At 72.9% G+C, this 21,670-nt stretch carries 19 protein-coding genes; 5 read left to right on the top strand and 14 right to left on the bottom strand.

Annotation, left to right across the window (positions count from 1 at the left end; translation table 11 throughout):
• Positions 1 to 77 precede the first annotated feature (77 nt).
• Positions 78 to 3,116 (top strand): BTAD domain-containing putative transcriptional regulator, encoded by a 3,039-nt coding sequence (locus tag ACX27O_RS08030; RefSeq protein WP_245233714.1) that lies wholly within the window; start codon positions 78 to 80, stop codon positions 3,114 to 3,116.
• 7 nt (positions 3,117 to 3,123) lie between these two features.
• Here the strand turns inward: ACX27O_RS08030 and ACX27O_RS08025 are convergent, their stop codons facing one another.
• The 11 genes from ACX27O_RS08025 to ACX27O_RS07975 form a co-directional block, all read right to left on the bottom strand.
• Positions 3,124 to 3,672: a dihydrofolate reductase family protein gene (locus tag ACX27O_RS08025; protein WP_030335403.1), complete on the bottom strand. Its 549-nt coding sequence runs from the start codon at positions 3,670 to 3,672 to the stop codon at positions 3,124 to 3,126.
• A gap of 133 nt (positions 3,673 to 3,805) precedes the next feature.
• A complete protein-coding gene (locus ACX27O_RS08020; protein WP_051708734.1) occupies positions 3,806 to 4,360 on the bottom strand; it encodes a hypothetical protein in 555 nt (184 codons plus the stop codon).
• Between the two features lie 17 nt (positions 4,361 to 4,377).
• Positions 4,378 to 6,216: a S9 family peptidase gene (locus ACX27O_RS08015; protein ID WP_051708733.1), complete on the bottom strand. Its 1,839-nt coding sequence runs from the start codon at positions 6,214 to 6,216 to the stop codon at positions 4,378 to 4,380.
• Positions 6,217 to 7,995, bottom strand: coding sequence for an N-acetylglutaminylglutamine amidotransferase (locus tag ACX27O_RS08010; RefSeq protein WP_210861894.1), 1,779 nt, complete (start codon positions 7,993 to 7,995; stop codon positions 6,217 to 6,219). It lies immediately after the preceding gene.
• Positions 7,996 to 8,093: 98 nt separating this feature from the next.
• Positions 8,094 to 10,763: a glutamate--cysteine ligase gene (locus ACX27O_RS08005; RefSeq protein ID WP_458939169.1), complete on the bottom strand. Its 2,670-nt coding sequence runs from the start codon at positions 10,761 to 10,763 to the stop codon at positions 8,094 to 8,096.
• Between the two features lie 239 nt (positions 10,764 to 11,002).
• Positions 11,003 to 12,355 carry a cellulase family glycosylhydrolase gene (locus ACX27O_RS08000; RefSeq protein ID WP_051708732.1) on the bottom strand — a complete coding sequence of 451 codons (1,353 nt, stop codon included), beginning with the start codon at positions 12,353 to 12,355 and terminating at the stop codon, positions 11,003 to 11,005.
• Positions 12,356 to 12,453: 98 nt separating this feature from the next.
• Complete coding sequence (locus tag ACX27O_RS07995; RefSeq protein WP_030335398.1) at positions 12,454 to 12,936, bottom strand: SRPBCC family protein; 483 nt, start codon at positions 12,934 to 12,936, stop codon at positions 12,454 to 12,456.
• Entirely contained in the window at positions 12,933 to 13,277 is a 345-nt protein-coding gene (locus ACX27O_RS07990; protein WP_051708731.1) for an ArsR/SmtB family transcription factor, read from the bottom strand. The genes ACX27O_RS07995 and ACX27O_RS07990 overlap by 4 nt, the downstream gene beginning before the upstream one ends.
• Positions 13,278 to 13,336: 59 nt before the next feature.
• On the bottom strand, positions 13,337 to 13,903 hold the full coding sequence (locus ACX27O_RS07985; RefSeq protein ID WP_360054591.1) for a helix-turn-helix domain-containing protein: 567 nt from the start codon (positions 13,901 to 13,903) through the stop codon (positions 13,337 to 13,339).
• Between the two features lie 4 nt (positions 13,904 to 13,907).
• Positions 13,908 to 14,468 (bottom strand): hypothetical protein, encoded by a 561-nt coding sequence (locus tag ACX27O_RS07980; RefSeq protein WP_360054590.1) that lies wholly within the window; start codon positions 14,466 to 14,468, stop codon positions 13,908 to 13,910.
• Positions 14,469 to 14,501: 33 nt separating this feature from the next.
• A complete protein-coding gene (locus ACX27O_RS07975; RefSeq protein ID WP_030335390.1) occupies positions 14,502 to 14,861 on the bottom strand; it encodes a hypothetical protein in 360 nt (119 codons plus the stop codon).
• A gap of 152 nt (positions 14,862 to 15,013) precedes the next feature.
• Here ACX27O_RS07975 and ACX27O_RS07970 point away from each other — a divergent pair, with 152 nt between their 5' ends.
• Together ACX27O_RS07970 and ACX27O_RS07965 are read left to right on the top strand one after the other, a co-directional pair.
• Positions 15,014 to 15,424 carry a VOC family protein gene (locus ACX27O_RS07970; protein ID WP_030335387.1) on the top strand — a complete coding sequence of 137 codons (411 nt, stop codon included), beginning with the start codon at positions 15,014 to 15,016 and terminating at the stop codon, positions 15,422 to 15,424.
• A gap of 109 nt (positions 15,425 to 15,533) precedes the next feature.
• Complete coding sequence (locus ACX27O_RS07965; protein WP_458939168.1) at positions 15,534 to 16,511, top strand: aldo/keto reductase; 978 nt, start codon at positions 15,534 to 15,536, stop codon at positions 16,509 to 16,511.
• On the opposite strand, the gene ACX27O_RS07960 is transcribed toward ACX27O_RS07965, so the two are convergent.
• The 3 genes from ACX27O_RS07960 to ACX27O_RS07950 are packed head-to-tail and all read right to left on the bottom strand — an operon-like array spanning position 16,505 to position 19,594.
• Complete coding sequence (locus ACX27O_RS07960) at positions 16,505 to 17,269, bottom strand: YqjF family protein (protein ID WP_030335383.1); 765 nt, start codon at positions 17,267 to 17,269, stop codon at positions 16,505 to 16,507. The two genes, ACX27O_RS07965 and ACX27O_RS07960, sit on opposite strands and share 7 nt — an antisense overlap.
• A gap of 37 nt (positions 17,270 to 17,306) precedes the next feature.
• Entirely contained in the window at positions 17,307 to 18,464 is a 1,158-nt protein-coding gene (locus tag ACX27O_RS07955) for a winged helix DNA-binding domain-containing protein (protein WP_030335382.1), read from the bottom strand.
• Positions 18,461 to 19,594, bottom strand: a complete 1,134-nt coding sequence (locus tag ACX27O_RS07950) for an epoxide hydrolase family protein (RefSeq protein ID WP_081883977.1) — start codon at positions 19,592 to 19,594, stop codon at positions 18,461 to 18,463. The genes ACX27O_RS07955 and ACX27O_RS07950 overlap by 4 nt, the downstream gene beginning before the upstream one ends.
• A gap of 63 nt (positions 19,595 to 19,657) precedes the next feature.
• On the opposite strand from ACX27O_RS07950, the gene ACX27O_RS07945 reads away from it, so the two are divergent.
• Together ACX27O_RS07945 and ACX27O_RS07940 are read left to right on the top strand one after the other, a co-directional pair.
• Positions 19,658 to 20,626 (top strand): helix-turn-helix transcriptional regulator, encoded by a 969-nt coding sequence (locus ACX27O_RS07945; protein WP_030335379.1) that lies wholly within the window; start codon positions 19,658 to 19,660, stop codon positions 20,624 to 20,626.
• A gap of 93 nt (positions 20,627 to 20,719) precedes the next feature.
• Positions 20,720 to 21,643: an RNA polymerase sigma factor gene (locus ACX27O_RS07940; protein WP_030335376.1), complete on the top strand. Its 924-nt coding sequence runs from the start codon at positions 20,720 to 20,722 to the stop codon at positions 21,641 to 21,643.
• The last annotated feature ends 27 nt before the right edge of the window (positions 21,644 to 21,670 follow it).

The raw sequence follows: 21,670 nt of genomic DNA, 5'->3' as shown, positions 1-21,670 counted from the left end.
TTCAGGTCGCCTTACCGGTGTCGAAGCCCCTGGCCGGCCGGCGGCGGGCCCGGACGGCGCCCCGGCAAGGCCATAAGATGACCGCCGTGCAGTTCGGGGTGCTCGGGCCGCTCGCCGTGACCACCGACGCCGGCGAGCCGGTGGTGGTGCCCGGCACGAAGGTACGGGCGTTGCTGGCCGACCTGCTGGCCAACCGCAACCAGGTGGTCTCGGCGGACCGCCTCATCGACGACCTGTGGGGTGACGACTCCCCCGCCAACCCGGCCGGCGCCCTCCAGGTGCGGGTGTCGCAGCTGCGCAAGGCGCTCAACGACGCCGAGCCGGGCGCCCGTGAGCTGGTCGAGTCCCGGCCACCCGGCTACCTGCTGCGGGCCGACGCCGTCGACGCGGACCGGTTCGTCGACCTGAGCCGCAGCACCGACGTCGAGCGGCTGACCGAGGCGCTGGCACTGTGGCGCGGCGAGGCGTACGCCGACGTGGCCGACGCCGCTTTCGCCAGTGCCGAGGCGGCCCGCCTCGCCGAGCAACGCCTCGTCGTGCAGGAGCGGTTGGCGCAGGCCCGGCTGGCCCGGGGCGAGCACGACCTGGTGGCCGCGGACCTGACCGAGCTGGTCGCCCGCCATCCGCTGCGCGAGGGGCTGCGGGCGGTGCAGCTGCGCGCGCTGTACGCGGCGGGCCGCCAGTCCGAGGCGTTGGACAGCTACGCCGACCTGCGCGAACGCCTCGCGGAGGAGTTGGGCCTCGACCCCGGCCCGGAGCTGGTCGCCCTGCACCGCAGAATCCTCGAACGGGACGCCGGCCTCAGCGCCCCGCCGAAGGCGGCGATCATCCGGAACAGCCTGCCGGCCCAGCTCGACGAGTTGGTCGGTCGGGCCGAGGCGTTGGCCGAGCTGCGGGCGCTGCTGTCCCGGCAGCGGCTGGTCACGCTGGTCGGCCCGGGTGGCGTCGGCAAGACCCGCCTGGCCACCGAGACGGCCCGCGCGCAGTCCTTTCCGGACGGCGTCCAGCTGGTCGAGTTGGCGCCGCTGCCGGCCGGTGACGCCCGGGTCGCCGAACAGGTGCTCGGCGCGCTGGGCGGCTATGAGACCGCCGGCACGAGCCTGTCCCCCGCCGACCGGGTGGTCACCGCCCTGCGGCACCGGCAGCTGCTGCTCGTGCTGGACAACTGCGAACACGTCATCGAGCCGGTCGCCGAGCTGGTCGCCCGGCTGCTGCGCCACGTGCCCGGGGTGAGCGTGCTGGCCACCAGCAGGGAGCCACTCGGGCTGACCGGTGAGCAGCTCTGGGAGGTACCCCCGCTGCCCGTGCCGCACGACGGTGACCTGGACACGGTCCGGCGCTCGGCGGCGGCCCGGTTGTTCGCCGCCCGCGCCGCCGCGCAGCAGCGCGGTTTCCGCCTCGACGGGCAGAGCGCGGCGGCCGTGGCCCAGCTCTGCCGTCGCCTTGACGGCCTCCCGCTGGCGCTGGAACTGGCCGCGACCCGGGTACGCGCGCTGGGCGTGCGCGGCGTGGTGGACCGGCTCGACGACAGGTTCCGGCTGCTCACCACCGCGCAGCGGGACGTGCCACCCCGGCAGCGGACGCTCACCGCGGTGATCGCCTGGAGCTGGGACCTGCTGGACGAGCCCGACCGGATGGTGCTGGCCCGACTGGCGGTGTTTCCGGACGGGTGCACCCCGCAGGCCGCCGAACACGTCTGCCGCACCGACCTGGACACCCTGGCTCGACTGGTGGACCGATCGCTGGTGGTGCTCGACGACTCCGGCGCGGCCCCGCGCTACCGGCTGCTCGAATCGGTGGCCGCGTTCTGCCTGGAGCGCCTGAGCGACGCCGACGAGGTCCGCGCCCGGCACGCCGCCTACTACACCGAGCTGGTTGAGCGCGCCGACCCCGGGCTGCGCGGGGCCGAGCAGCGGCGGTGGCTGGCACAGCTGGACGCCGAGACGGCGAACCTGCGTGCCGCGCTGGACCACGGTGGCGGGCTGCGGCTGGCCGTCGCACTGAGCTGGTACTGGTTTCTGCGTGGCCGGCTCACCGAGGCACGGCGTGCCCTGTCGGTGCGCGGCGACCCGGCGCAGGAAGCCCGCGCGGCGGCCTGGCGGGTGGGCTTCGCCCTGGTGCGGGGCGAGGCCGTCGCGCCGGCGCAGGTGCGCGCCGCGGTCGCCGGCGACCCGGACGGCCGGGGCGCCTGGTTCGCGGCCAACGCGGTGACCGGCCACAGTGACCTGGCCCTGGCGGCGGAGCTGTTGCCCACCCCCTCCGACGCGTGGACCGAGGCCGCGGTGCTCACCACCCAGGCCAAGATCGCGCACGTGCTGGGCGACCAGGCAACGCTGGAGCGGGCGGCGACCCGCAGCGCCGCGCTCTTCGCCGACCTCGGCGACCGGTGGGGGCAGCTTCAGGCGACCGAGTGGGTGGGCGCGTTGGCGGAGATGCGCGGCGAGCACGACCGCGCCGCCGCACTGCACCGCGACGGGCTGCGCTGGGCCGAGCAGCTTGGGCTGTGGCCGCAGGTCGGCACCGAGCTGTCCTGGCTGGCGTGGCTGGCGGTGCAGACCCGCGACTACCCGCAGGCCCGGGAGTTGGCCGAACGCGCGTACCGGCTGGCGCAGGAGCACGACTCCCCCAGCGCACTGGTCTTCGCCGAGATGAGCCTCGGGCTGGCCGCCCGCCGCGACGGCAAGCTCGATCTGGCCGTCACCCACCTGACCCGCCTCGCCGAGCGGGGGCGAGCCGAGGCCCAGCCTGCGCTCTACCTGCCACCGGTCCTGGTCGAGCTGGGCTACGCGGTCGAACAGGGGGGTGACCCGGACACGGCGCTGGCCCTGCACGTCGAGGCGTTCGAGGTCGCCGAGGCGATGGCCGCGCCCCGCGACGCGAGCTACGCCCTGGAGGGGATGGCGTCGGCGGTGCGGGCCCCGGAGGCCGCCGCCCGGTTGCTCGGCGCGGCCGCCGCGGCGCGGCTCGCCACGCAGGCTCCGCCCGCCCCGGCCGAACGCGACGAGATCGAGCGGGTGACCGGTCGGGTGCGCGCCGCGCTCGGTCGGGAACGCTTCGACGCGCTGGTCGCCGAGGGCGCGAAGCTGAGCCCGGGCGAGGCCCGGGCTCAGCTCTGACCGGTGCTCAGCGCTTCGGCTGGTACGAGGCGACGATCACGCCGCTCTTGTGCACCCGGGTGTCGACCAGGTCGAACGACGCCTTGAAGTCGGTCAGCGGCACGGTCACGCTGGCGGCGCCCTCCAGCACGGGGTGGATCCAGAACCGGACCTCGTCCACCAGACCGGCCCGGATCAGCTGGGCGGTGACCGAGCCGAAGCCGTACTGGATGATGTTCCTGCCCTCCTGGGCCTTGAGCGCGGTGACCGCCGCGACCAGATCGCCCTGGAGCACCTCCGTGTTGTTCCAGGTGGGGTTGGTCAGGGTGGTGGAGGCGACGTACTTCTTGACGTTGTTGAAGTACGCCGCGCCCGTGGTCGGGTCGCTCTCGTCCATGTTCGGCCAGGCCACGGACATGCCGTCGTAGGTGGCCCGGCCCATCAGCATCGCGTCCGCCTCGTCGGTCTGCGCTCCGGCGAGGCTCATGGCCTCCTCGTCGAAGTACGGCCCGGTCCACATCGGGTTCTCGATGACGCCGTCGAGGGTGATGTAGGTCGAGTTGATGAGCTTGCGCATCGGAATCTCCTGGGTGTCGGTCGTGCTCTCCGGTGACACCCAGAACTCTGCCGGCGACCGCTTACGATTCGCTTCAGGTGCCCTTTCGCGGGCCCGGAAGCGGGCCTGACAGCGGGCCCGACGGCGGGCCCTTTCACGGACCCGACGGCGGGTCCGGAAGCGGGTCGGTCAGCGGGATCGGCAACGCCTGCGGGGTCACCGCGCCGCCGCCGGTCGAGTGGGCCGGGGCGGGACGGTCGCCGACGCGACTGTGCAGCCGTCCACGCCCGGCCGGCCCGGCGCGGCGGGTCACCTCGACAGTCACCATCCGCACCGGCGGTGGTGGCACGGCGAACCGCCCGACGCCCCACCGCACCCAGATCGGGATCCGGCCGGCGTCCGCCTCCGCGCGCAGCTTCTGCACGGTGCGGGCCCGGTCGGTGTGGTCGACCTCCACCACCACGGGCGGGCCGTCCGGGCGGGCGCACGCCACGTCGAGCACCGAGTGCCGCTGCTGAAGCGGCGGTGGCAACGGCAACACGCTGGGCGCGCGCCGGTAGACCCGCCAACCCTGGCCCTCCGCCCACCGCACCACCGCGTCGATCACCCGCGCGGTGACCTCGTCGGTGTCCAGGTCGACGAACGTCAGCTCGGCCAGCCAGCGGCCCAGGTCCGCGGCCAACCGCTCGCCCTGCGCCGCGACCTCCACCGGCGCAGGATAACGCCTCAGCCGAGCACGCTCGCGGTGGCGGCGAGGTGCCGGGTCAGCCAGGCGGCGGTGGCCGTCCGGGCCGCCTCGGCGTTGGCACGGCTCAGGAAGTCGTGCCCCTCACCGGCGAGCACCAGGTGCCCGTGCGGCACACCCCGGGCGGCGAGGGCCTCGGCGACCTGCGCCGACTCGCCCGCCGGCACGTTGGTGTCGTTGGCGCCGTGGATGAGCAGCACCGGCACGTCGAGCCGGTCGATGTGGGTCATCGGCGACAGGTCGCGCAGCAGGTCCGCGTCCCGCCGCGGGTCGCCGTACTTGCTGACGGCGGCGGCGGCGATCCACGGCTCGGTGCCGGCGAAGAAGGTGTGGAAGTCGGAGATGCCGCACTCGGCGACCCCAGCGGCGAACAACCCGGGGAAGTTCACCAGAGCCGCCAGGACCAGATAACCGCCGTAGGAGCGGCCCAGGCAGCCGAGCTGACCGGGCCGGGCGACACCGGCGTCGACGAGGAATTCGGCGCAGGCCGCCACGTCGGCGATCGCCCCGTAGCGGCCGGCGAGGTTGTCGGCGGCGACGAAGGAACGGCCGAACCCGGACGAGCCGCGCACGTTGGGTGCGAACACCGCGACGCCCTGCGCCACCAGGGCCTGGAACAGCGGGTGGTAACCGGGACGCTCCTGCGCCTCCGGGCCACCGTGCAGGCTGATCGCGGTGGGCCAGGGACCTGGCCCGGCCGGGCGGTAGAGCCAGCCGGAGAGCGGCAACCCGTCGCGGGCCCGCAGGTCGACAATGTACGGCGCGACACCGGCGTCGTCCGTACGCGCGGCGGTGTCCGACCGCAGCGGGCGCGACGCCCCGGTCGACGGGTCGACCAGCCACACCTCGCGGGGCCGCACCGGCCCCTGCGCGGTGAGGCAGAGCAGGCCGCCGTCGGCGGCGAAGACGGCGTCGCCGAGCACCTCGCCGGGGGCGGCGACGGCCCGCTGCACCCCGCTGGTGAAGTCGAGCAGGCTCAGCTCGCTGCGCCCGCCGTAGGTGTTCCACAACAGCGCGCCGCGCTGCCCGTCCGCGCTCGGCGTGACGTGTTCCAGTTCGGCGTCCGGCCGACCGGCGAGCCGGGTCGGCGGTTGCTCCGGTCGGGTCAGGTCGACCCGCACCAGCGCGGCCAGTTCCGAGTACGCGTCGGTGCGGGCCAGCACGCTCGTGCCGTCCGGGCCGAACCACCCCTGGTCGGTGCTGCCCCGTCCGCTGTCGGGCAGCAGCCGCCGGCGAACCCCGGTGGCCACGTCGAGCAGCTCCAGCCAGCGGGCGTTGCGCGGGCCGCGACGCAGCAGGGCCGCCCCGCCGTCCGCCGTGACGTCCAGGAGGGTGAGCAGCTCACCCTCGGCGAGCACCCGCCGGTGTCCGGTGGCCGCGTCGACCAGCAGGGCCCGCCCGTGCGCGTCGGTCTCGGTGACCGCCATCAGCGCGCCGCCGGGCAACCAGCCGGCCAGTGTGGCGCTACGCCGGCCGAACCCGGCGACCTGGCGGCGTCGCGTGCCGTCCGGGCGCAGCACCCACAGCTCGGTGCGGGGCGCACCGCCGGGGGCGACGACGCAGGCCAGCCACTGCCCGTCCGGGGACCAGCTCAGCGCGAGCACCGGCTCGTCGCCGACGGGCAGCGCGACGGGCGTGCCCGCGTCCACCTCGCAGACCCAGACGCCGGGCGTACCCGCCCGGTCGGAGAGGAACGCCACCCGGCGACCGTCCGGCGACGGCGCGGGGGCGAAGTCCGCACCCACCGGCGGCGACACCGGACGGGGGATCGCGGGTCGGGCCCGCCGGGCGGTGCGTGGCGCCTCGGTCCGTACGCTCATCTAAACCCCGATCCGCTGCAACCAGAGCTCCAGCAGCCCGAGCTGCCAGAGCGCGTTGGAGCCCAGCGTGGTCCGCCGGGCGTTCGGCGCGTCCAGCAACTCCTCCAGGTAGTCCTTGCGGAACAGCCCACGCTCGCGCGCCGGTCGGGCGGTCAGCGCGTCCCGCACGTCGTCGAGCAGCGGGCCGGCGAGGTGCCGGATGGCGGGCACCGGGAAGTAACCCTTGGGCCGGTCGATCACCTCGTCCGGGACGATGCCCCGGCTCGCCGCCTTCAGCACACCCTTGCCGCCCTGCGCCAGCTTCATCGCCGGTGGGCAGGCGGCGGCCAGCTCGACCACCTCGTGGTCGAGGAACGGCACCCGGGCCTCCAACCCCCACGCCATCGTCATGTTGTCGACCCGTTTCACCGGGTCGTCGACCAGCATCACCAGGCTGTCCAACCGCAGCGCCGCGTCCAGCGCGGTGTCCGCGCCGGGCGCGCCGAAGTGCGCGGCGACGAACTCCAGGCTGGCGTCGTGGTCGAGCATCCACTCGGGCGCCAGGTGCCCGCCGAGCGCGTCGTGGCGACGATCGAAGAACACCCGGGCGTACGCCTCGACGGCGTCCGCGCGGGCCACGTTGGCCATCGGCGGGTACCAGTCGTAGCCGGCCAGGATCTCGTCCGCGCCCTGCCCGGACTGCACCACGGTGATCCGCTGCGAGACCTCCTCGGAGAGCAGGTGGAACGCCACGCAGTCGTGGCTGACCATCGGCTCGCTCATCGCCGCGATGGCCTGGTGCACGGCGGGGACGAAGCGCTGCGCGCCGATGCGGATCTGCTGGTGGTCGGTGTCGAAGTGGCGGGCCACCAGGTCGGAGTAGTGGAACTCGTCGCCGCTCTCCCCCGCCGCCGCCTCGAAGCCGATGCTGAAGGTGGCCAGGCCGCTCTGGCCCTGCTCGGCCAGCAGGGCGACGATCAGGCTGGAGTCGAGACCGCCGGAGAGCAGCACGCCGACCGGCACGTCGGCGACCATCCGCCGACGTACGGCGGTGCGCAGCGCGGCCATGAGCCGCTCCTGCCACTCGTCGGCGGACATGGCGGGGGCGGCGGCCCGGTTGAACTCCGGCCGCCAGTAGGTGGTGTCGGTGCTCCGACCGTCCGCGGTGATCACCCGCACGGTGGCCGGCGGCAGCTTGCGGACCCCGGTGAGGATCGTGCGGGGCGGCGGCACCACCGAGTGGAAGCTCATGTAGTGGTGCAGCGCCACCGGGTCGAGGTCGGTGTCGACGTCACCGGCGGCGAGCAACGCCGGCAGCGTCGAGGCGAAGCGCACCCGGCCCGGCCCCTCGGCCAGGTAGAGCGGCTTGATGCCGAGCCGGTCCCGGGCCAGCACCACCGTGTGCGTGGCCAGCTCGACCAGGGCGAACGCGAACATCCCGTAGAACCGTTCGACGCAGGCGGTCCCCCACCTGTGGTACGCCTTGAGGATCACCTCGGTGTCCGAGGTGGACCGGAAGGCGTAACCGGCGGCGGTCAGCTCGTCGCGCAACTCCCGGTAGTTGTAGATGCAGCCGTTGAAGACGGTCGCCAGACCCAGCTCCGGGTCGACCATCGGCTGCGCCCCCGCGTCGGACAGGTCGATGATGCGCAGCCGGCGATGCACCAGGGCCACCGGTCCGTGCTGCCACCGCCCCTCGCCGTCCGGTCCCCGGGAGGCCAGCGCGGGGAGCATCCGCTCGACGGCCGCCAGGTCCGGTGGTGACCCGTCGAGGCGGAGTTCGCCGCCGATACCGCACATTCGCACGCACCTCTCATCGGCTGGGTCCGCTGGGCCGCTGACCGGTCCAGGCTTGGCGGGCCGGGTTGCGTCCCGATGACGGGTCAGTCAAGCGTGGGTTACACCGGCGGTTCGTCGGCTCCACCGAGCAGCCAGGTGTCCTTCGACCCGCCACCCCGCGACGAGTTGACGATCATGCTGCCGGCCGGCGCCACCCGGGTCAGCGCCACCGGCGCCACCTCGGCGGTGTCACCGAGGAACACGAACGCCCGCAGGTCGACGTGGCGGGGAGCCAGCGCCGCGCCGTCGAAGACCGGGTGGGTGGTCAGCGCGACCACCTCCTGGGCGATCCACCGGTGCGGGGCCGCGAGGATCTGCTCCCGGACCGCGTCCAACTCCTCGGCCTCGGCCCGGGGGCCGATCACCACCCGGTCACCGCCGTACCCGTCGACCGGCTTGAGCACCAGCTGGTCGAGTCGGCCCAGCACCTCGGCCCGCTGCTCGGGCAGCCCACACAGGTATGTGGGCACGTCTCCCAGCAACGGCTTCTCGCCCAGGTAGTACTCGATCAGCCGGGGAACGTAGGCGTACAACGCCTTGTCGTCGGCGACGCCGTTGCCCAGCGCGTTGGCCAGCGTGAGCCGCCCGGCGTGCACCGCGGCGAGCAGCGGCCACCCCAACGGCACCCCGTCCGCGCCCGGCGCGTGCAGCAGCGCCTCCTCGTCCATCCGCAGGTAGATCACGTCGACCTCGCGGCGGCAGCCCTCGCGGACCAGCCGGACCCGGCCCTCCTCCACCAGCAGGTCGCTGGTCTCGGTCAGCGGAACCCCCATCTCGTCGGCGAGCAGCCGATGCTCGAACCACGCCGGATCACCCGGGCCGCCGCTGAGCACCACCACGGCGGGGTCGTCGGCCGCGGCCGGCGCGGCGGCGACCAACGCCCGGTACAGCATCGCCGGCGTCTCGTCGGCGGGCAGCAGGTCCTCCGGCACCGGCAACTCCGGCAGCACCGCCCGGGTCAACCGACGGTTCTGCACCGCGTAGCCGAGCCCGGAGGGCACCCGCAGGTTGTCCTCCAGCACGTACCAGCCGCCGTCCGGGTCGCGGACCAGGTCGGTGCCGGACACCTGGGCGCGGGTGCCCCGCCGGCCCATCAGCGCCCCGGTCGGGCGCAGCCCGGGTGACGACTCCACCACCCACGCCGGCACCACGCCGTCGGCCACCACCGTCCGGTCGGCGTAGACGTCGCGCAGGAACGCGTCGAGGGCGCGGGCGCGTTGCACCAGGCCGGTACGCAGGGCCCGCCAGTCGGCGGCGGGCACCACCCGGGGCACCAGGTCCACCGGGAAGAGCCGGGTGCTCGCCTCACCGGCCACGCTGAACGTCACCCCCCGGGCCCGCTGCTCCTCGTCCCGGTCGTGCTCGCGTTGACGCAGGACGCCGGCACCGAGCTGACGCAGGGCCGCCAGCATCGGGGCGTACACCGGTTGCGGCCCGGCCGGTCCGAATACCTCGTCGCCGGCGTCGGCGTACGTGGGCAGCGCCGGTGGTGTCGACGCACCCGGCAGCGGCCCACGGGCCCGACCCCGGGTCTCGTCGAGCAGCAGGTCGACCACGTCGGCCAACCGGCCACGCCGCTCGTACGCCCGCCGCTGCCGTGCGGCGGAGCTGCCGTGCTCCAGCGCGTACCGGGTCAGCTCGCTGACCTGCTCCCAGTCCCCGGTCGCCGCCAACTGCGGGCGCAGGTCGGTCACCAGGCGGCGGACCGCCTGGGCGGCCGGCACCGGCCGGGCCGAGCGGGGCAGGTCGAGCAGGTCACCTTCCAGGCCGGAGCGGGCCGCCCGCCACACGGCCGCCCGCAGCACCGGTGGTCGCACGGCGGTGCGCTCCACCCCGGCGCGCAGGGCGGCGACCTCCCGCCGGACGAGCGCCCGGAACAGGCCGGTGAGCAGGACGATGGTCTCCACGTCCGGGTTGGCGTCGGTGATCCGCAGCTCCACTGTGGGCACGTGCGCCGACGGCCGGACGTCGAAATAGATCATGGCGGGGTCGGTGATGGTCTCAGAGGCGATCAGTTCGGCGACCAGTGCCTCGTGGTCGGCGGCGCTGGTCACCTCGCCCGGGTCGCCGGCGGTGGGCCAGCGTTGCCAGACCAACGACCGGACGCTGGCGTAGCCGCTGTCCTGACCCATCCAGTACGGCGAGCTGGTGGAGAGGGCGAGCAGCACCGGCAGCCACGGCTGGACCCGGCGGGTGACCGCCACCGCCAGGTCCCGGTCGGCGACGCCGACGTGCACCTGCGCGCCGCAGATCAGCTGCTCCCGGGCGAGCATCTGGTACTCGTCGAGCATCCGCCGGTAGCGGGAGGTGGGTGTGACGCTGGGGTCACCGTCGGCCCGCAACGGCACCGTACCGGCCGCCACGATGCCCAGCCCGACCCGGTCGGCGACCTGGACCGCGCTGTGCCGCAGCCCGGTCAGCTCGGCGCGGATCTCGTCGAGGGTGCGGCAGACCGCGGTGTTGGTCTCCACCACGCTGCGGTGCAGCTCGGCGGTGAACGAGGCCGCCGGCAACCGGTCGAGCAGCTCGCCGGCGCGGGGCACCAACTCCCGGGTGTGCAGGTCGACGACGTGGAACTCCTCCTCCACCCCGATCGTGGCCAGGTCAGCCGGGTCGCCGTCGTCGAGCGACAGGGCCCGGTTGGTGCGCGGCGTGGGCGCTGTCCGGCCATTGCCGGACCGGCCCACCGGCCCGTCGTACGTCGGCGCGTTCGTGGTGTTGTCGGCCATGGTCACCCCGGTTCGCGTGTCGGTGGTGTCGACTGTCCGACGAGCGTTCCCAGGGTTGGTACCGGGGGCGTTTCCGGCGCGTTAAGGTGACCCGCCGTTCTGTCCATCCGCCGGCACGGCGATCGATCCGCGCGCTGCTGCCTGATCGACACGGGCATGGCGATGTCGGGGTATCCCGTCGATCCGGATACCCCGACATCAGTGAACTCGTGTCGATCATGGCCTGGGAGCGGCCGGGGTCACCTCATGTTCGCCACCACGAACGGCGCGTGGCCGTGCAGGTAGTTGGTCCACCCGCCGGTCACCGGCGCGCCCGGGCTGAGCAGGTTGGTGGTGTCGGTGCCGACGTCGAGCTTCCAGGCCGTCCAGGAGATGCCGTTCGCCTTCATCCAGTCGATCCAGGACTGCGCCTCGGGCAGGCAGGCCCGGCCGTCGAGGCCGCCGTCGGCGTTGCTGGCGCCCCACTCCGTGACGAACAGCGCCAGACCCGCGCGGATCGCGGCGTCCCCCTTGGCCCGCAGCGACGACCCGTGCGTGCAGGAGTAGAAGTGCAGCGTGTACATCAGGTTGGTGCCGGTGACCGGGCTGGCCGCCGCGACGTCGACGTCCTGTGACCAGGTCGGGGTGCCGAGCACGATGATGTTGTCCGGGTCGGCGGCGCGGATCGCGGACACCACCGCCTGGTGGTACGGCTTGATGACGGTGGTCCAGCTGACCTGGAGCGGCTCGTTGTAGGGCTCCCAGATGACGTTGGGCAGGTTGCCGTACCGGCGGGCCAGGTCGCCGAAGAACGCCACCGCCTGGGACTGGTTGTTCTGTGCCTCGTGCGCGTGCCAGTCGACGATCACGTACACCCCGGCGGTGACCGCGTTGTTGATGATGGTCTCCACCTGTGCGCGCGCCTTGGCCGGGTCGCTGAGGTACGCCCCCGCCGGCTCCACCCCCATCGCCGCGCGGATCACCTGGAGGTTCCAGTTGTCGCGCATCCAGCGCAGCGCGGAGAGGTTCTCGGCGTACGGGGCGGTCTCCCAGTTGAGCCACATGCTGCTGATGCCGCGCAACTGCACCCGGGCGCCGGACTTGTCGCACATCGTGGTGCCGCAGACCCGCAGCTGCCCGTGCCGCTCGACGGGCGTGCCGGTGGTGGGCGGCGGGGTGGTCGGGGGTGGCGTGGTCGGCGGCGGTGTGGTCGGGGGCGGACCGCCGGCACAGCCGGTGCCGTTCACCGTGCAGTTGAGCGGGGTGCCGGTGCCGTTGACGAGGAAGCCGAACGAGGTCGAGGCGCCTGCGGCGAGGTTGCCGTTCCAGGACACGTTGGCGAAGGTGTAGTGACTGCCCGAGGTGGTCTGCTGCGCGTTCCACGACTGGGTGATGGTCGAGGAGGACGGCAGGTCGAACTCGACCCGCCAACTGCTGATCGGCGCGGAGGTGTCGTTGGTGACGGTGACCTGCCCCTGGTAGCCGTTGCCCCAGTTGTTCGTCACCGAGAACACGGCGGTCGCCGCGCTGGCCGGTGTGGCGGCGACCGCCGCCGCCCCACCGGCGAGCAGGCCGGCGACGGCCAGGGTCGTGACAAGTCTCAGTGTGCGCATGCGGAACCCGCTTCGGATCGACGATGGTGGCCTGAGGCGGGGCGGCGCCTCCGCGAACAATATCGATCAACGCCGATGCAGGCAAGCGGAGCCGCTGCTCAGAGGGTCCTGGCGAGCTCGACGAGCTGGTCCAGCGCCGCACCCCAGCCCTCGTGGAAGCCCATCTCCTCGTGCGACTTCTTCGCCGACGCGTCGGCGTGGATCGCGGTGGCGGTGTACTTCGTGCCGGCGCCGTCCGGCTCGATCTGGATCACCGCGGTGAACGGGAAGCCGTCGGCGGTGACGATCGGGCGGAACCCGGCGCCCATGGCGGAGGTGAAGACCAGCGTCGAGCCCTCGTCGGCCACCAGGATGCAGCCGCTGCTGGGAAACTCCTGACCCTCGGGCGAGCGCATGGTGGTGTCGAACCGGCCACCGGGCCGCAGGTCGATCTCGCAGGCGACGGTCGACCAGGGTTTCGGGCTGAACCACCGCATCACCAGCTCGGGCGTGGTCCAGGCGCGCCAGACCAGTTCGGGGGCCACGTCGACGCGGCGCTCCAGGACGAGATCGAGGTCGGGGTTCACCGGGTAGGTGGTCATCGCTGTTGCTCCTTCAGGTCGTAGAGAACCGAGTCGAGTTGGTCGAGGCGTCGGGTCCACCGGGCGCGTTGCGCGGCGAGCCAGGTGTCGAGGCGTTCGAGCGACTGAGGCGCGAGCCGGTAGGTGCGCACCCGGCCCCGCTTCTCCGACGTCACCAGGCCGCAGCGCTCAAGGACGTGCAGGTGCTGGGTGAACGACGGCAGCGCCATGTCGAACGGGCGGGCCAGCTCGCTGGTCGTGGCCGGCCCCTGGGCCAGGCGCTCCACGACCTGGCGGCGGGTGGGATCGGACAGCGCGTGGAGCACGCTGTCGAGCGCGTCGTCCCCCACATGCTTAGCCATACGCCTAACTATTCCACCGGGCTGACGCTTAGGTCAATCCCTAAGTGTCAGCCCGGTGGTCAGCGGCGGAACGCGTTGAGCACCAGGTCGGCGTAGCGGCGCCACACCGCCGGGTCGCGCTCGTCGAGCACGATGAGCTGCCGAACCGCCCCGCAGAGAAGCACCCGGATGTCCAACTCCCCGGCGTCCTGGCGGATCCTGCCGGACAGCCGGGCCGCCGCCACCAGCTGCCCGATCAGGCTCAGGATGCGCGCGGCGGGCACCAGTCGGCCCTCGAAGAACGCGTCGGCGAGGACCCGGTCGCGCGCCAGGCGTCCGAACAGGTCGGGCACGAACGAACACCACTCCTGGTACGCGTCAGCGCCGTCAAGCGCCGCGCGGATGCGCTGCTCCAGCTCCTCAAACTGCCGCTGGACCACAGCGACGATCAGGTCCTCCTTGCTGGGGTAGCTGCGGTACACCGTCGCGCGACCCACCCCGGCCCGCTCCGCCACCTGCGGCACCGTCACCTGCAGACCCTGCTCGGTGAAGAGCTCCCGGGCGGCGGCGATGACCCGCTCCTGGTTGCGACGGGCGTCCAGCCGCCGACGGGGTGCGTCCGGGTCGCTCGGCGTCGGTGGGGTCATGGCGTCAGTCTGCCCGTTCGGTCCCGCCGGTCAGCAACGGCTCGTCGCCGTACACGGTGCTGAGTTCGACGTTGAGCACCGTGGCCACCCGTCCGAACGACCAGTAGTAGCCGATCACCTGGAGCACCTCGACGATCTCGCGCTCGCTGAGATTGGCCCGGACCTCGTCGAAGAGGTCGTCGGGAACGCGCGGTGAGCGCACCACCTCGGCGGCGAACCGGATGAGCGTCCGGTCGTCCGCGGCAAGGCCCGGGTTGTCGAGGTCCCGGCTGCTGATGATGTCGCGGGTGCGCTGGTCGACGCCGGCGGCCTCGGACATCGGGCGGTGCTGGGCCGCCACGAACTCGCACCCGGCGTACTCGGCGACCGTCAGGATGACCAGCTCCCGCGAGCGGGCGGGCAGCTCCAGCGAGGTGAACTGCGCCTTCGCGAGCTGGATGAAGAGGGCCACCGTGCCGACCGAGTGGGTCAGCATCTTGACCATCGGGTCGGGCGGCAGGGCGGACAGGACGTCGCGGACGTCGGCCGGGATGGCGTTCGGGTCGGGGTCGGCAAGGCGGGGCATGGCTCTCTCTCCGGTGCTGATGGTCGAGGTGGGTCAGGCGGGCAGGTCGAAGCCGGTCTCGCTGAGGTGGCGGAACCGGCCGTCCTCGGCGTACGACCCGAAGATCGCGATCTCCCGCCTGGCGGTCGACCCGTCGACCATGGTGATCTCGAAGACGTGTCGTTCGGCGTAGCGGAGACCGTCGCGCAGCTCGTCGAGAACCCGTACGGTGCCGCCGGCGATCTGGGCGCGTACCCGGGTCACCATCTCGACGAATCCGGCCCGGTCGAGGGTCTCGCCGTCGCTGCGGTGGGTGTAGTCCGGGGCGTAGAACTCGTCGAGCGCCTCGGTCAGGTCGCGGGTGGGTTCGAAGACCACCGCGCGCAGGGCGTCGCTGATCCGTACCGGGGTCATGGGGGCTCCTCGTGGTGACGGTGGGGCATATCCGGACTCACAGGTCCGCTTCGTGTTCACCGTACCGGACTCACGAGTCCGCTTCTGGTGAGAGTCGTCACCGCGCAGTTTCGGATAAGCGTCCGGCGGCGCGGACCCCTACCGTGACGTGCATGTTCACCGCGATCACGCACTCACAGATCTACGTCCTCGACCAGGACGAGGCCCTCGACTTCTACGTCGGCAAGCTCGGCCTGGAGGTCAACGCCGACGTCGACATGGGCTTCATGCGCTGGCTGACCGTCAACGTCCCCGGCGAGCCGGGTCGCCAGATCCTGTTGGAGAGGCCCGGCCCACCGGCGCTGTCCGAGGAGACCGCCCAGCAGGTCCGCGCCCTGGTCACCAAGGGTGCGATGGGCGGCTCGCTGATCTTCTCCACCGACGACTGCCGCAAGACGTACGAGACGCTGCTGGGCCGGGGCGTCGAGTTCACCGAGGAACCCACCGAACGCTTCTACGGGATCGACTGCGCCCTGCGCGATCCGTTCGGCAACAGCATCCGCTTCACCCAGTTGACGTCCTGAGCGGCGAGAAGTCCCGAGGGGCGACGCGGGCACCCGACCATCGGGGCGGTCGACCCGGCCGCCCGACGCGCGAGGTGCCCGCCGGCCGCGTCGGTCGTAGCCTGGGGCCATGCGAACCACCACGCTGGGCAGCACCGGCCCCGAGGTCGGCGTCATCGGCCTCGGCTGCATGGGCATGAGCCACGGCTACGACATCACGGGCCCTCGCGACGACGACACGTCGATCTCCGTCATCCGACAGGCACTGGACCTGGGCGCGACACTGATCGACACGTCGGACGTGTACGGGCCGTACACCAATGAGGAGCTGGTCGGGCGGGCGCTCACCGGCGGCGAGCGGGAGCGGGCCGTGCTGGCCACGAAGGTCGGCCTGGTGGCCACCTCCCCCACCGGCGGCCCCGGCAACTCGCCGAGGATCGGCAACAACGGCCGCCCGGAGCACATCCGCGCGGCGATCGACGAGAGCCTGCGCCGACTCGGCACCGACCACGTCGACCTCTACCAGCTGCACCGGGTCGACCCGCAGGTGCCCATCGAGGAGTCCTGGGGCGCGATGGCGGAGGTCGTGGCGGCCGGCAAGGCCCGGCAGATCGGGCTCTCCGAGGTGACGGTCGCCCAGATCGTGCGCGCCCAGGCGGTGCACCCGGTCGCGTCGGTGCAGTCCGAGCTGTCACTGTGGACCCGCGACCCGTTGACCGAGGTCCTGCCGTACTGCGCCCAGCAGGGCATCGCCTTCCTGCCGTTCTCCCCGCTCGGCCGCGGTTTCCTCGCCGGCCGGTTCAGCTCGTTCGACGACCTTCCCGCCGACGACTTCCGGCGCGGCCTGCCGCGCTTCCAACAGGACGCGCTGCGCGCCAACCTCGCCATCGTCGCCCGGGTCCGGGAGATCGCCGACCGGGCGGGCGTCAGCCCCGCGCAGGTCGCCCTCGCCTGGATGGTGGCCCAGGGTGATCAGGTCATCCCGATCCCCGGCACCAAGACCCCGAGATACCTGCTGGACAACTGCGCGGCCGCTGACGTGCGGCTCAGCGCCGAGGACCTGGCCGACCTGGACGCCCTGCCCGCGCCCGAGGGTGGCCGCTACTGAGCCCGCGGCGGCCCGGCGGCACGTAGCCGGGCCGCCACCGGCGGGCCGAACCGGACTCCGACACCGGGCGAGTAGAGCACGCTGACCGGCGGCCCGACCGGTGCCGGCAACCCGGCGGCGGCGACCAGCTCGTCATCCAGGTGCAGCAGCTCGCACCGGTGCAGCGGCCAGCTCGGATGCCAGTTCGGCAGGTGCAGCGTGCGTCCGTACGCCCGGGTGTGCAGCCCCCAACGGGCGGTGAGGAAATGGTCGAGCGGGGTCGGCTCGACGATCCGTTCCCCGACCCGCACCACCATCCGGCTCGTCGCGCCCGCCGGCCCCGGCCAGCGCCGCCGGCACCGGTAGGTGCGGCGGTCGCCGTCGCGTGCCAACCGCATCGACGACCAGAGGTACGGCAGGCGCAGCGTCGCCCGGGCCACCAGCACCGGCACCAGGCGGGACGCGTCGAGCGACCGGAACACCACAGCTCGTCGGCCGTCGTCGTCGACGGAGTAGAGCCGGACGTTGGTTTCTGAGAAGGTGCCGAAGTAGGGCACCCCCGGGCCACGGCCGAAGCCCAGCCCGACCATCCGGAAACCGATCAGGCCGACGTAGCTGACCCCGTGGAGCGTGTCGGGACGGGTCCCGACGGGAAGCAACGGCGCGACGAGCGCCGGATCGACCGCCCAGTGCAGGAACGTGAGGTCCTCCCAGCGCTGCCGCAGCACCGCCCAGGGGAACGCCTGCCGGGGCGCGTGGTCGACCGGTTCGGGAAGCACCCTCTCATCCTCGCCCAGTCGGCAGGCTGGCGTGGTCTCAGGCGTGCGGGCCGACACTGACGGTGCCGACGGTCAGCGACGCCCGGCCCTCCAGGATCTCGCCGACCCGGTCGACCTCCTGCGCCAGCGCCCGTTGCCGGGCCGCGTCGAGCGGGCGCAGCGGCTCGACGGTGACGCGGATCGACCGGCCGGAGCGGCGCTGGTGCCACACGCCGGCGACCACCCCGTCCACCAGCAGCACCGGGTAGTTGCCGGCCTGTCCACCGGCGAGCGCCCGGGTGGCGGCGGCACCGGGGAAGAGCCGCTCCCGGGGGTGGCAGCCGACCGCGTACGCGTCGAAGTAGGGCAGCAGCCGTAACCCGGACGGCCGGTCGTCGGGGAAGTCGGAGTCGTCGGCGGCCACCCAGGCCGTGGTGCCCTCCACTGTCACCTCGGTCAGATCGAGCGAGTCGAACAGCCATTTCCCCCACGCCGGTGGGACCGCCAGCCACCTGGCGAACTGCGCCGGGGTGGCCGGGCCGTACGCGTACAGGTAGCTGCGCACGAGTGCGGCCAGGGCGGCGCGACCGGGCATCGGCGCGAAGTCGGGCAGCCACCGGGTCGGGCTGGTGTACGTGGTGACCCGACCGCGGTTCGGGCCGAAGCAGATCACCCCTCTGCGGGTGGCGTCGGTCATCGCGGCGACCCACCGGGGCCACCTGTCCTGAAAGGCCTCCATGACCAGGTCGCCCGCCCACGGGCCGGTACGGGCGACGATCTCCTCGGTCAGCTCGGCGGTGGTCAGGTCAGCCTCGGCGACCGCGTCGGCGATGGCCGCGAGGACCTGCTCGGTCTGCTGGGGCGTCAGCAGGACCACGCTGCGTTCCCACGACGGGGCCGGCAACGCGGTCAGCGCGCCGACCCACATCGGCAGGTCCGCGGCAGCGAGCAGGTGCACGGTGCCGCGTGGCCCCCGGGTCTTGACCAGCGTGCGATCCGTCCACAGTGCCCGGCGCACCAGGGCGCGGGTCGCGCCCGGCACCCGCAGCCCGACGGACAGCTCGGCGGCCGACGCGACCTGGGCGTGCGCGCCGCACATCGTCGACACCACGTCGGCGACGCGTACCGCGTCCGGTGCCGCGCCCGCCGCCGGTGTGTGCAGCCCGTGCCGCTGAAGTCGTCGGGCGGAGACCTGGTCCCAGCTCAGCTCGGTCATCGCAACTCTCGGAAGAACGTGCGGATGTCCGCGGCGTGCGCCAGCGGCTCGTCCATCGCCACGAAGTGGCTGCCCGGGTTGCCCTGCGGCCAGTGCACGATGGTGTTGTCCCGTTCTGCGAGGCGGCGCATCAACGCGGACCCACCGCCGTACACACCGGACGGCACCCGCCGTTGGCCCGTCGGCCAGGCGAAACCGCCATCTTCGGTAACGGTCAGCCGCTCGTACATGGGCCACGACGACGTTCCGGACGTGCCGGTGAACCAGTAGAGGCTGACGTTGGTGAGCAGGTGATCCCGGTCGATGGCCTGCTCCGGCGTGGGCACCGTCATGGTGAACTCCTTGAACTTCTGCATCATCCAGGCCAGCAGCCCGACCGGCGAGTCGTTCCAGGCGTACGAGAAGGTCTGCGGCGCCGCCCGCAGCAGCGCGTGATGGTCCACGCCACCGCTCATCCACCGCTGCATCTGCTCCCACTCGGCGCGTTCTGCCACGCTCATGTCCGGCACGTCGGCGGCGGTCGGGAAGCCGAACCCGCCGTCGATGTGCACACCGACCACCCGCTGCGGCGCCACCGCCGCCACCCGCGGCGCGACGTACGCGCCAAGGTCGCCGCCCTGGGTGCCGTAGCGGTGGTAGCCGAGCCGGGCCATCAGTTCGGCCCACATCCGGGCGAGCCGGTCGATCGTGAAACCGGCCGGCGGCGCCTGCGAGAAACCGTAGCCGGGCACCGACGGGACCACCACGTGAAACGCGTCGGTGGGATCACCGCCGTGGGTGCGCGGGTCGGTCAGTGGACCGATCAGCTCGGTGAACTCGACGACGGAGTTCGGCCAGCCGTGCGTGAGCAGCAACGGCAGCGCGTCCGGCTCCGGCGAGCGGACGTGCAGCAGGTGTACGTCCAAGCCGTCGATCTCGGTGAGGAGTTGGGGAAAGTCGTTCAGACGCGCCTCGTGCGCCCGCCAGTCGTAGTCATTCGCCCAGTACCCGGTCAGCTCACGGAGGTAGTCCACCGGCACCCCGCGGCTCCAGCCGGTGCCGGGCAACGAGCGGGGCCACCGGGTGCGGGAGAGCCGGTCACGCAGGTCGTCGAGGTCCGACTGGCTGATGTCGATGCGAAAGGGTGTCATGCCGAAAACGCTACGGCCCATATAGGACAGCTTCTGGCACACATCGCTGGCATTCTGGGAGCCATGTCCGACACCCCCGCCCGACTGCTGAGCCTGCTGTCGCTGTTACAGACGTCCCGCGAATGGCCCGGCAGCGAGTTGGCCACCCGGCTCGGGGTCAGCCTGCGCACCATCCGCCGCGACGTGGAGCGGCTGCGCGATCTCGGCTACCCGGTGCGGGCGACGATGGGCGCGATCGGCGGATACCGGCTCGTCGCCGGTAAGGCGATGCCCCCGCTGCTGCTCGATGACGACGAGGCGGTGGCGATCGCTGTCGGTCTGCGCACCGCCGCCGGTCACGCGGTGGCCGGCATCGAGGAGGCCTCGGTGCGGGCGCTGACGAAGCTCGAACAGGTGCTGCCATCCAGGCTGCGGCACCGGGTCAGCGCGCTGGGGGCGGCCACCGAACCGATGCTCACCTGGGACCAACCGACTGTCGACCCGGAGCACCTGAGCGCGCTGGCCGCCGCCGTCAACAACCGGGAGCGGCTACGGTTCACCTACCGCCGTCGCGACGGCGTGGACGCCGAACGGCTCGTCGAGCCGTACAAGCTGGTGTCGGCCGGGCGACGCTGGTATCTGGTGGGCTACGACAACGACCGCGACGACTGGCGGATCTTCCGGGTCGATCGGATCACCGACCTGCGGCCCACCCGGAACCGGGTCGCCGCCCGGCAACTGCCGGCGTCCGACGCCGCCACGTTCATGACGGAGAAGCTGCTTGAGCTGACCCCCGTCTACCGAGCGGTGGTGACGCTGCACGCGCCGATCGAGCGGATGGCGGGCCCGCTCAGCGGTGCCGGCGTCGAGCTGGACCCGATCGACGCGACCTCGTGCCGGCTGCGCAGCAACGCCGACACGCTGGAGTGGCTGGCGTGGCGCCTACTCACCCTCGGTTGCGAGCTGGAGGTGCACGAGCCGCCGGAGTTGATCGCACACCTGCGGCAGATCGGCACCCGTGCCACCCGCGCCGCCAGCCCTCCCGCAGCGTAGGACGGCCGGCCGCTCGGGGCATCGACACGCCAGCCCGCCGTACGCTTGACGGAGCACAAGCCAGCAAAACCGGCTTTTGGGGAGGAGCTGGACGTGACGCAGAGCGACGCGGAGCTGGTCGTGCTCGCGCAGGCGGGAGACGCGGCCGCGCTCGGTGTGCTGCTGGCCCGGCACGAGGCCGGGATGCGTGCCGTCGCGCTGAGCGTCCTCGGTTACGGGCCGGACGCCGAAGACGCGGTGCAGGACACCATGGTCGTCGCCCTGCGTCGCATCGGCGAGGTTCGCGACCCGAACGCCGTCGGGTCCTGGTTGCGGGCCATCGTCCGCAACACCAGCCGGACGACGTTACGCAAGCCCCGAGCCGTCCCGGTCGCCGAACCGGAGTGGTTCACCGGCCCGGCCGACAGCCCCACCCCCGAGGAGGCACTGGACCGGGCCGTGATGCGCGACTGGGTGTGGCATTCCCTCGAGCAACTGTCCGAGCCTGACCGCCTGGTCACCCTGCTGCGCTACTTCAGCGACGCGTCCTCGTACGAGCAGATCGCCGCCGTGTGTGGGGTGCCGGTCGGCACCGTCCGCAGCCGCCTCAACCACGCCCGCCGTGCGCTCGCCGGCGGTCTGCGCGCGGCCGCGACCACGGCGCACGCCGACGTCGCCGCCGCCAACGACGCCCGGTGGCGCGAGGGCCGCGACGTGATCGCCACCGCGATGGGCGGCGGCTTCGAGCGGGTGGTCCGCGAGAGTTGGTGGCCGAACGCCGAAATGATCGTGCCGGGCGGCCCGCGCGGCGGTCGTGACCTGGCGATCAGCGGCATGAACCGCGACCTGACCGCCGGGGTACGTCAGCGGCTGCGCAACGTGGCCGCCAGCGGCGACGTGCTGATCTGGGAGACCGACCTGATCAGCCCGCCCGACGACCCGGAGCACTGCCCACCCGCGGCGCTGTGGTTGCAGGTGCTGCGCGAGGGGCGGGTACGCCAACTGACCCTCTTCCACCCCGTCCCCGCGCTGGTCTGAAAAACCCTCCCGGCCGAGCGAACTTTT

It is taken from the genome of Micromonospora sp. SD19 (genome assembly GCF_054462275.1).
The sequence above is the reverse complement of the archived record's forward strand: the minus strand, read 5'-3'. Positions and strand labels throughout refer to the sequence as shown.

What these genes read in the sequence shown, in the direction of transcription:
- ACX27O_RS08030 (WP_245233714.1), top strand. Translation starts at nt 78, where the DNA reads ATGACCGCCGTGCAGTTCGGGGTGCTCGGGCCGCTCGCCGTGACCACC.
- ACX27O_RS08025 (WP_030335403.1), bottom strand. Translation starts at nt 3,672, where the DNA reads ATGCGCAAGCTCATCAACTCGACCTACATCACCCTCGACGGCGTCATC.
- ACX27O_RS08015 (WP_051708733.1), bottom strand. Translation starts at nt 6,216, where the DNA reads ATGAGCGTACGGACCGAGGCGCCACGCACCGCCCGGCGGGCCCGACCC.
- ACX27O_RS08010 (WP_210861894.1), bottom strand. Translation starts at nt 7,995, where the DNA reads ATGTGCGGTATCGGCGGCGAACTCCGCCTCGACGGGTCACCACCGGAC.
- ACX27O_RS08005 (WP_458939169.1), bottom strand. Translation starts at nt 10,763, where the DNA reads ATGGCCGACAACACCACGAACGCGCCGACGTACGACGGGCCGGTGGGC.
- ACX27O_RS08000 (WP_051708732.1), bottom strand. Translation starts at nt 12,355, where the DNA reads ATGCGCACACTGAGACTTGTCACGACCCTGGCCGTCGCCGGCCTGCTC.
- ACX27O_RS07995 (WP_030335398.1), bottom strand. Translation starts at nt 12,936, where the DNA reads ATGACCACCTACCCGGTGAACCCCGACCTCGATCTCGTCCTGGAGCGC.
- ACX27O_RS07990 (WP_051708731.1), bottom strand. Translation starts at nt 13,277, where the DNA reads ATGGCTAAGCATGTGGGGGACGACGCGCTCGACAGCGTGCTCCACGCG.
- ACX27O_RS07985 (WP_360054591.1), bottom strand. Translation starts at nt 13,903, where the DNA reads ATGACCCCACCGACGCCGAGCGACCCGGACGCACCCCGTCGGCGGCTG.
- ACX27O_RS07980 (WP_360054590.1), bottom strand. Translation starts at nt 14,468, where the DNA reads ATGCCCCGCCTTGCCGACCCCGACCCGAACGCCATCCCGGCCGACGTC.
- ACX27O_RS07975 (WP_030335390.1), bottom strand. Translation starts at nt 14,861, where the DNA reads ATGACCCCGGTACGGATCAGCGACGCCCTGCGCGCGGTGGTCTTCGAA.
- ACX27O_RS07970 (WP_030335387.1), top strand. Translation starts at nt 15,014, where the DNA reads ATGTTCACCGCGATCACGCACTCACAGATCTACGTCCTCGACCAGGAC.
- ACX27O_RS07965 (WP_458939168.1), top strand. Translation starts at nt 15,534, where the DNA reads ATGCGAACCACCACGCTGGGCAGCACCGGCCCCGAGGTCGGCGTCATC.
- ACX27O_RS07955 (WP_030335382.1), bottom strand. Translation starts at nt 18,464, where the DNA reads ATGACCGAGCTGAGCTGGGACCAGGTCTCCGCCCGACGACTTCAGCGG.
- ACX27O_RS07950 (WP_081883977.1), bottom strand. Translation starts at nt 19,594, where the DNA reads ATGACACCCTTTCGCATCGACATCAGCCAGTCGGACCTCGACGACCTG.
- ACX27O_RS07945 (WP_030335379.1), top strand. Translation starts at nt 19,658, where the DNA reads ATGTCCGACACCCCCGCCCGACTGCTGAGCCTGCTGTCGCTGTTACAG.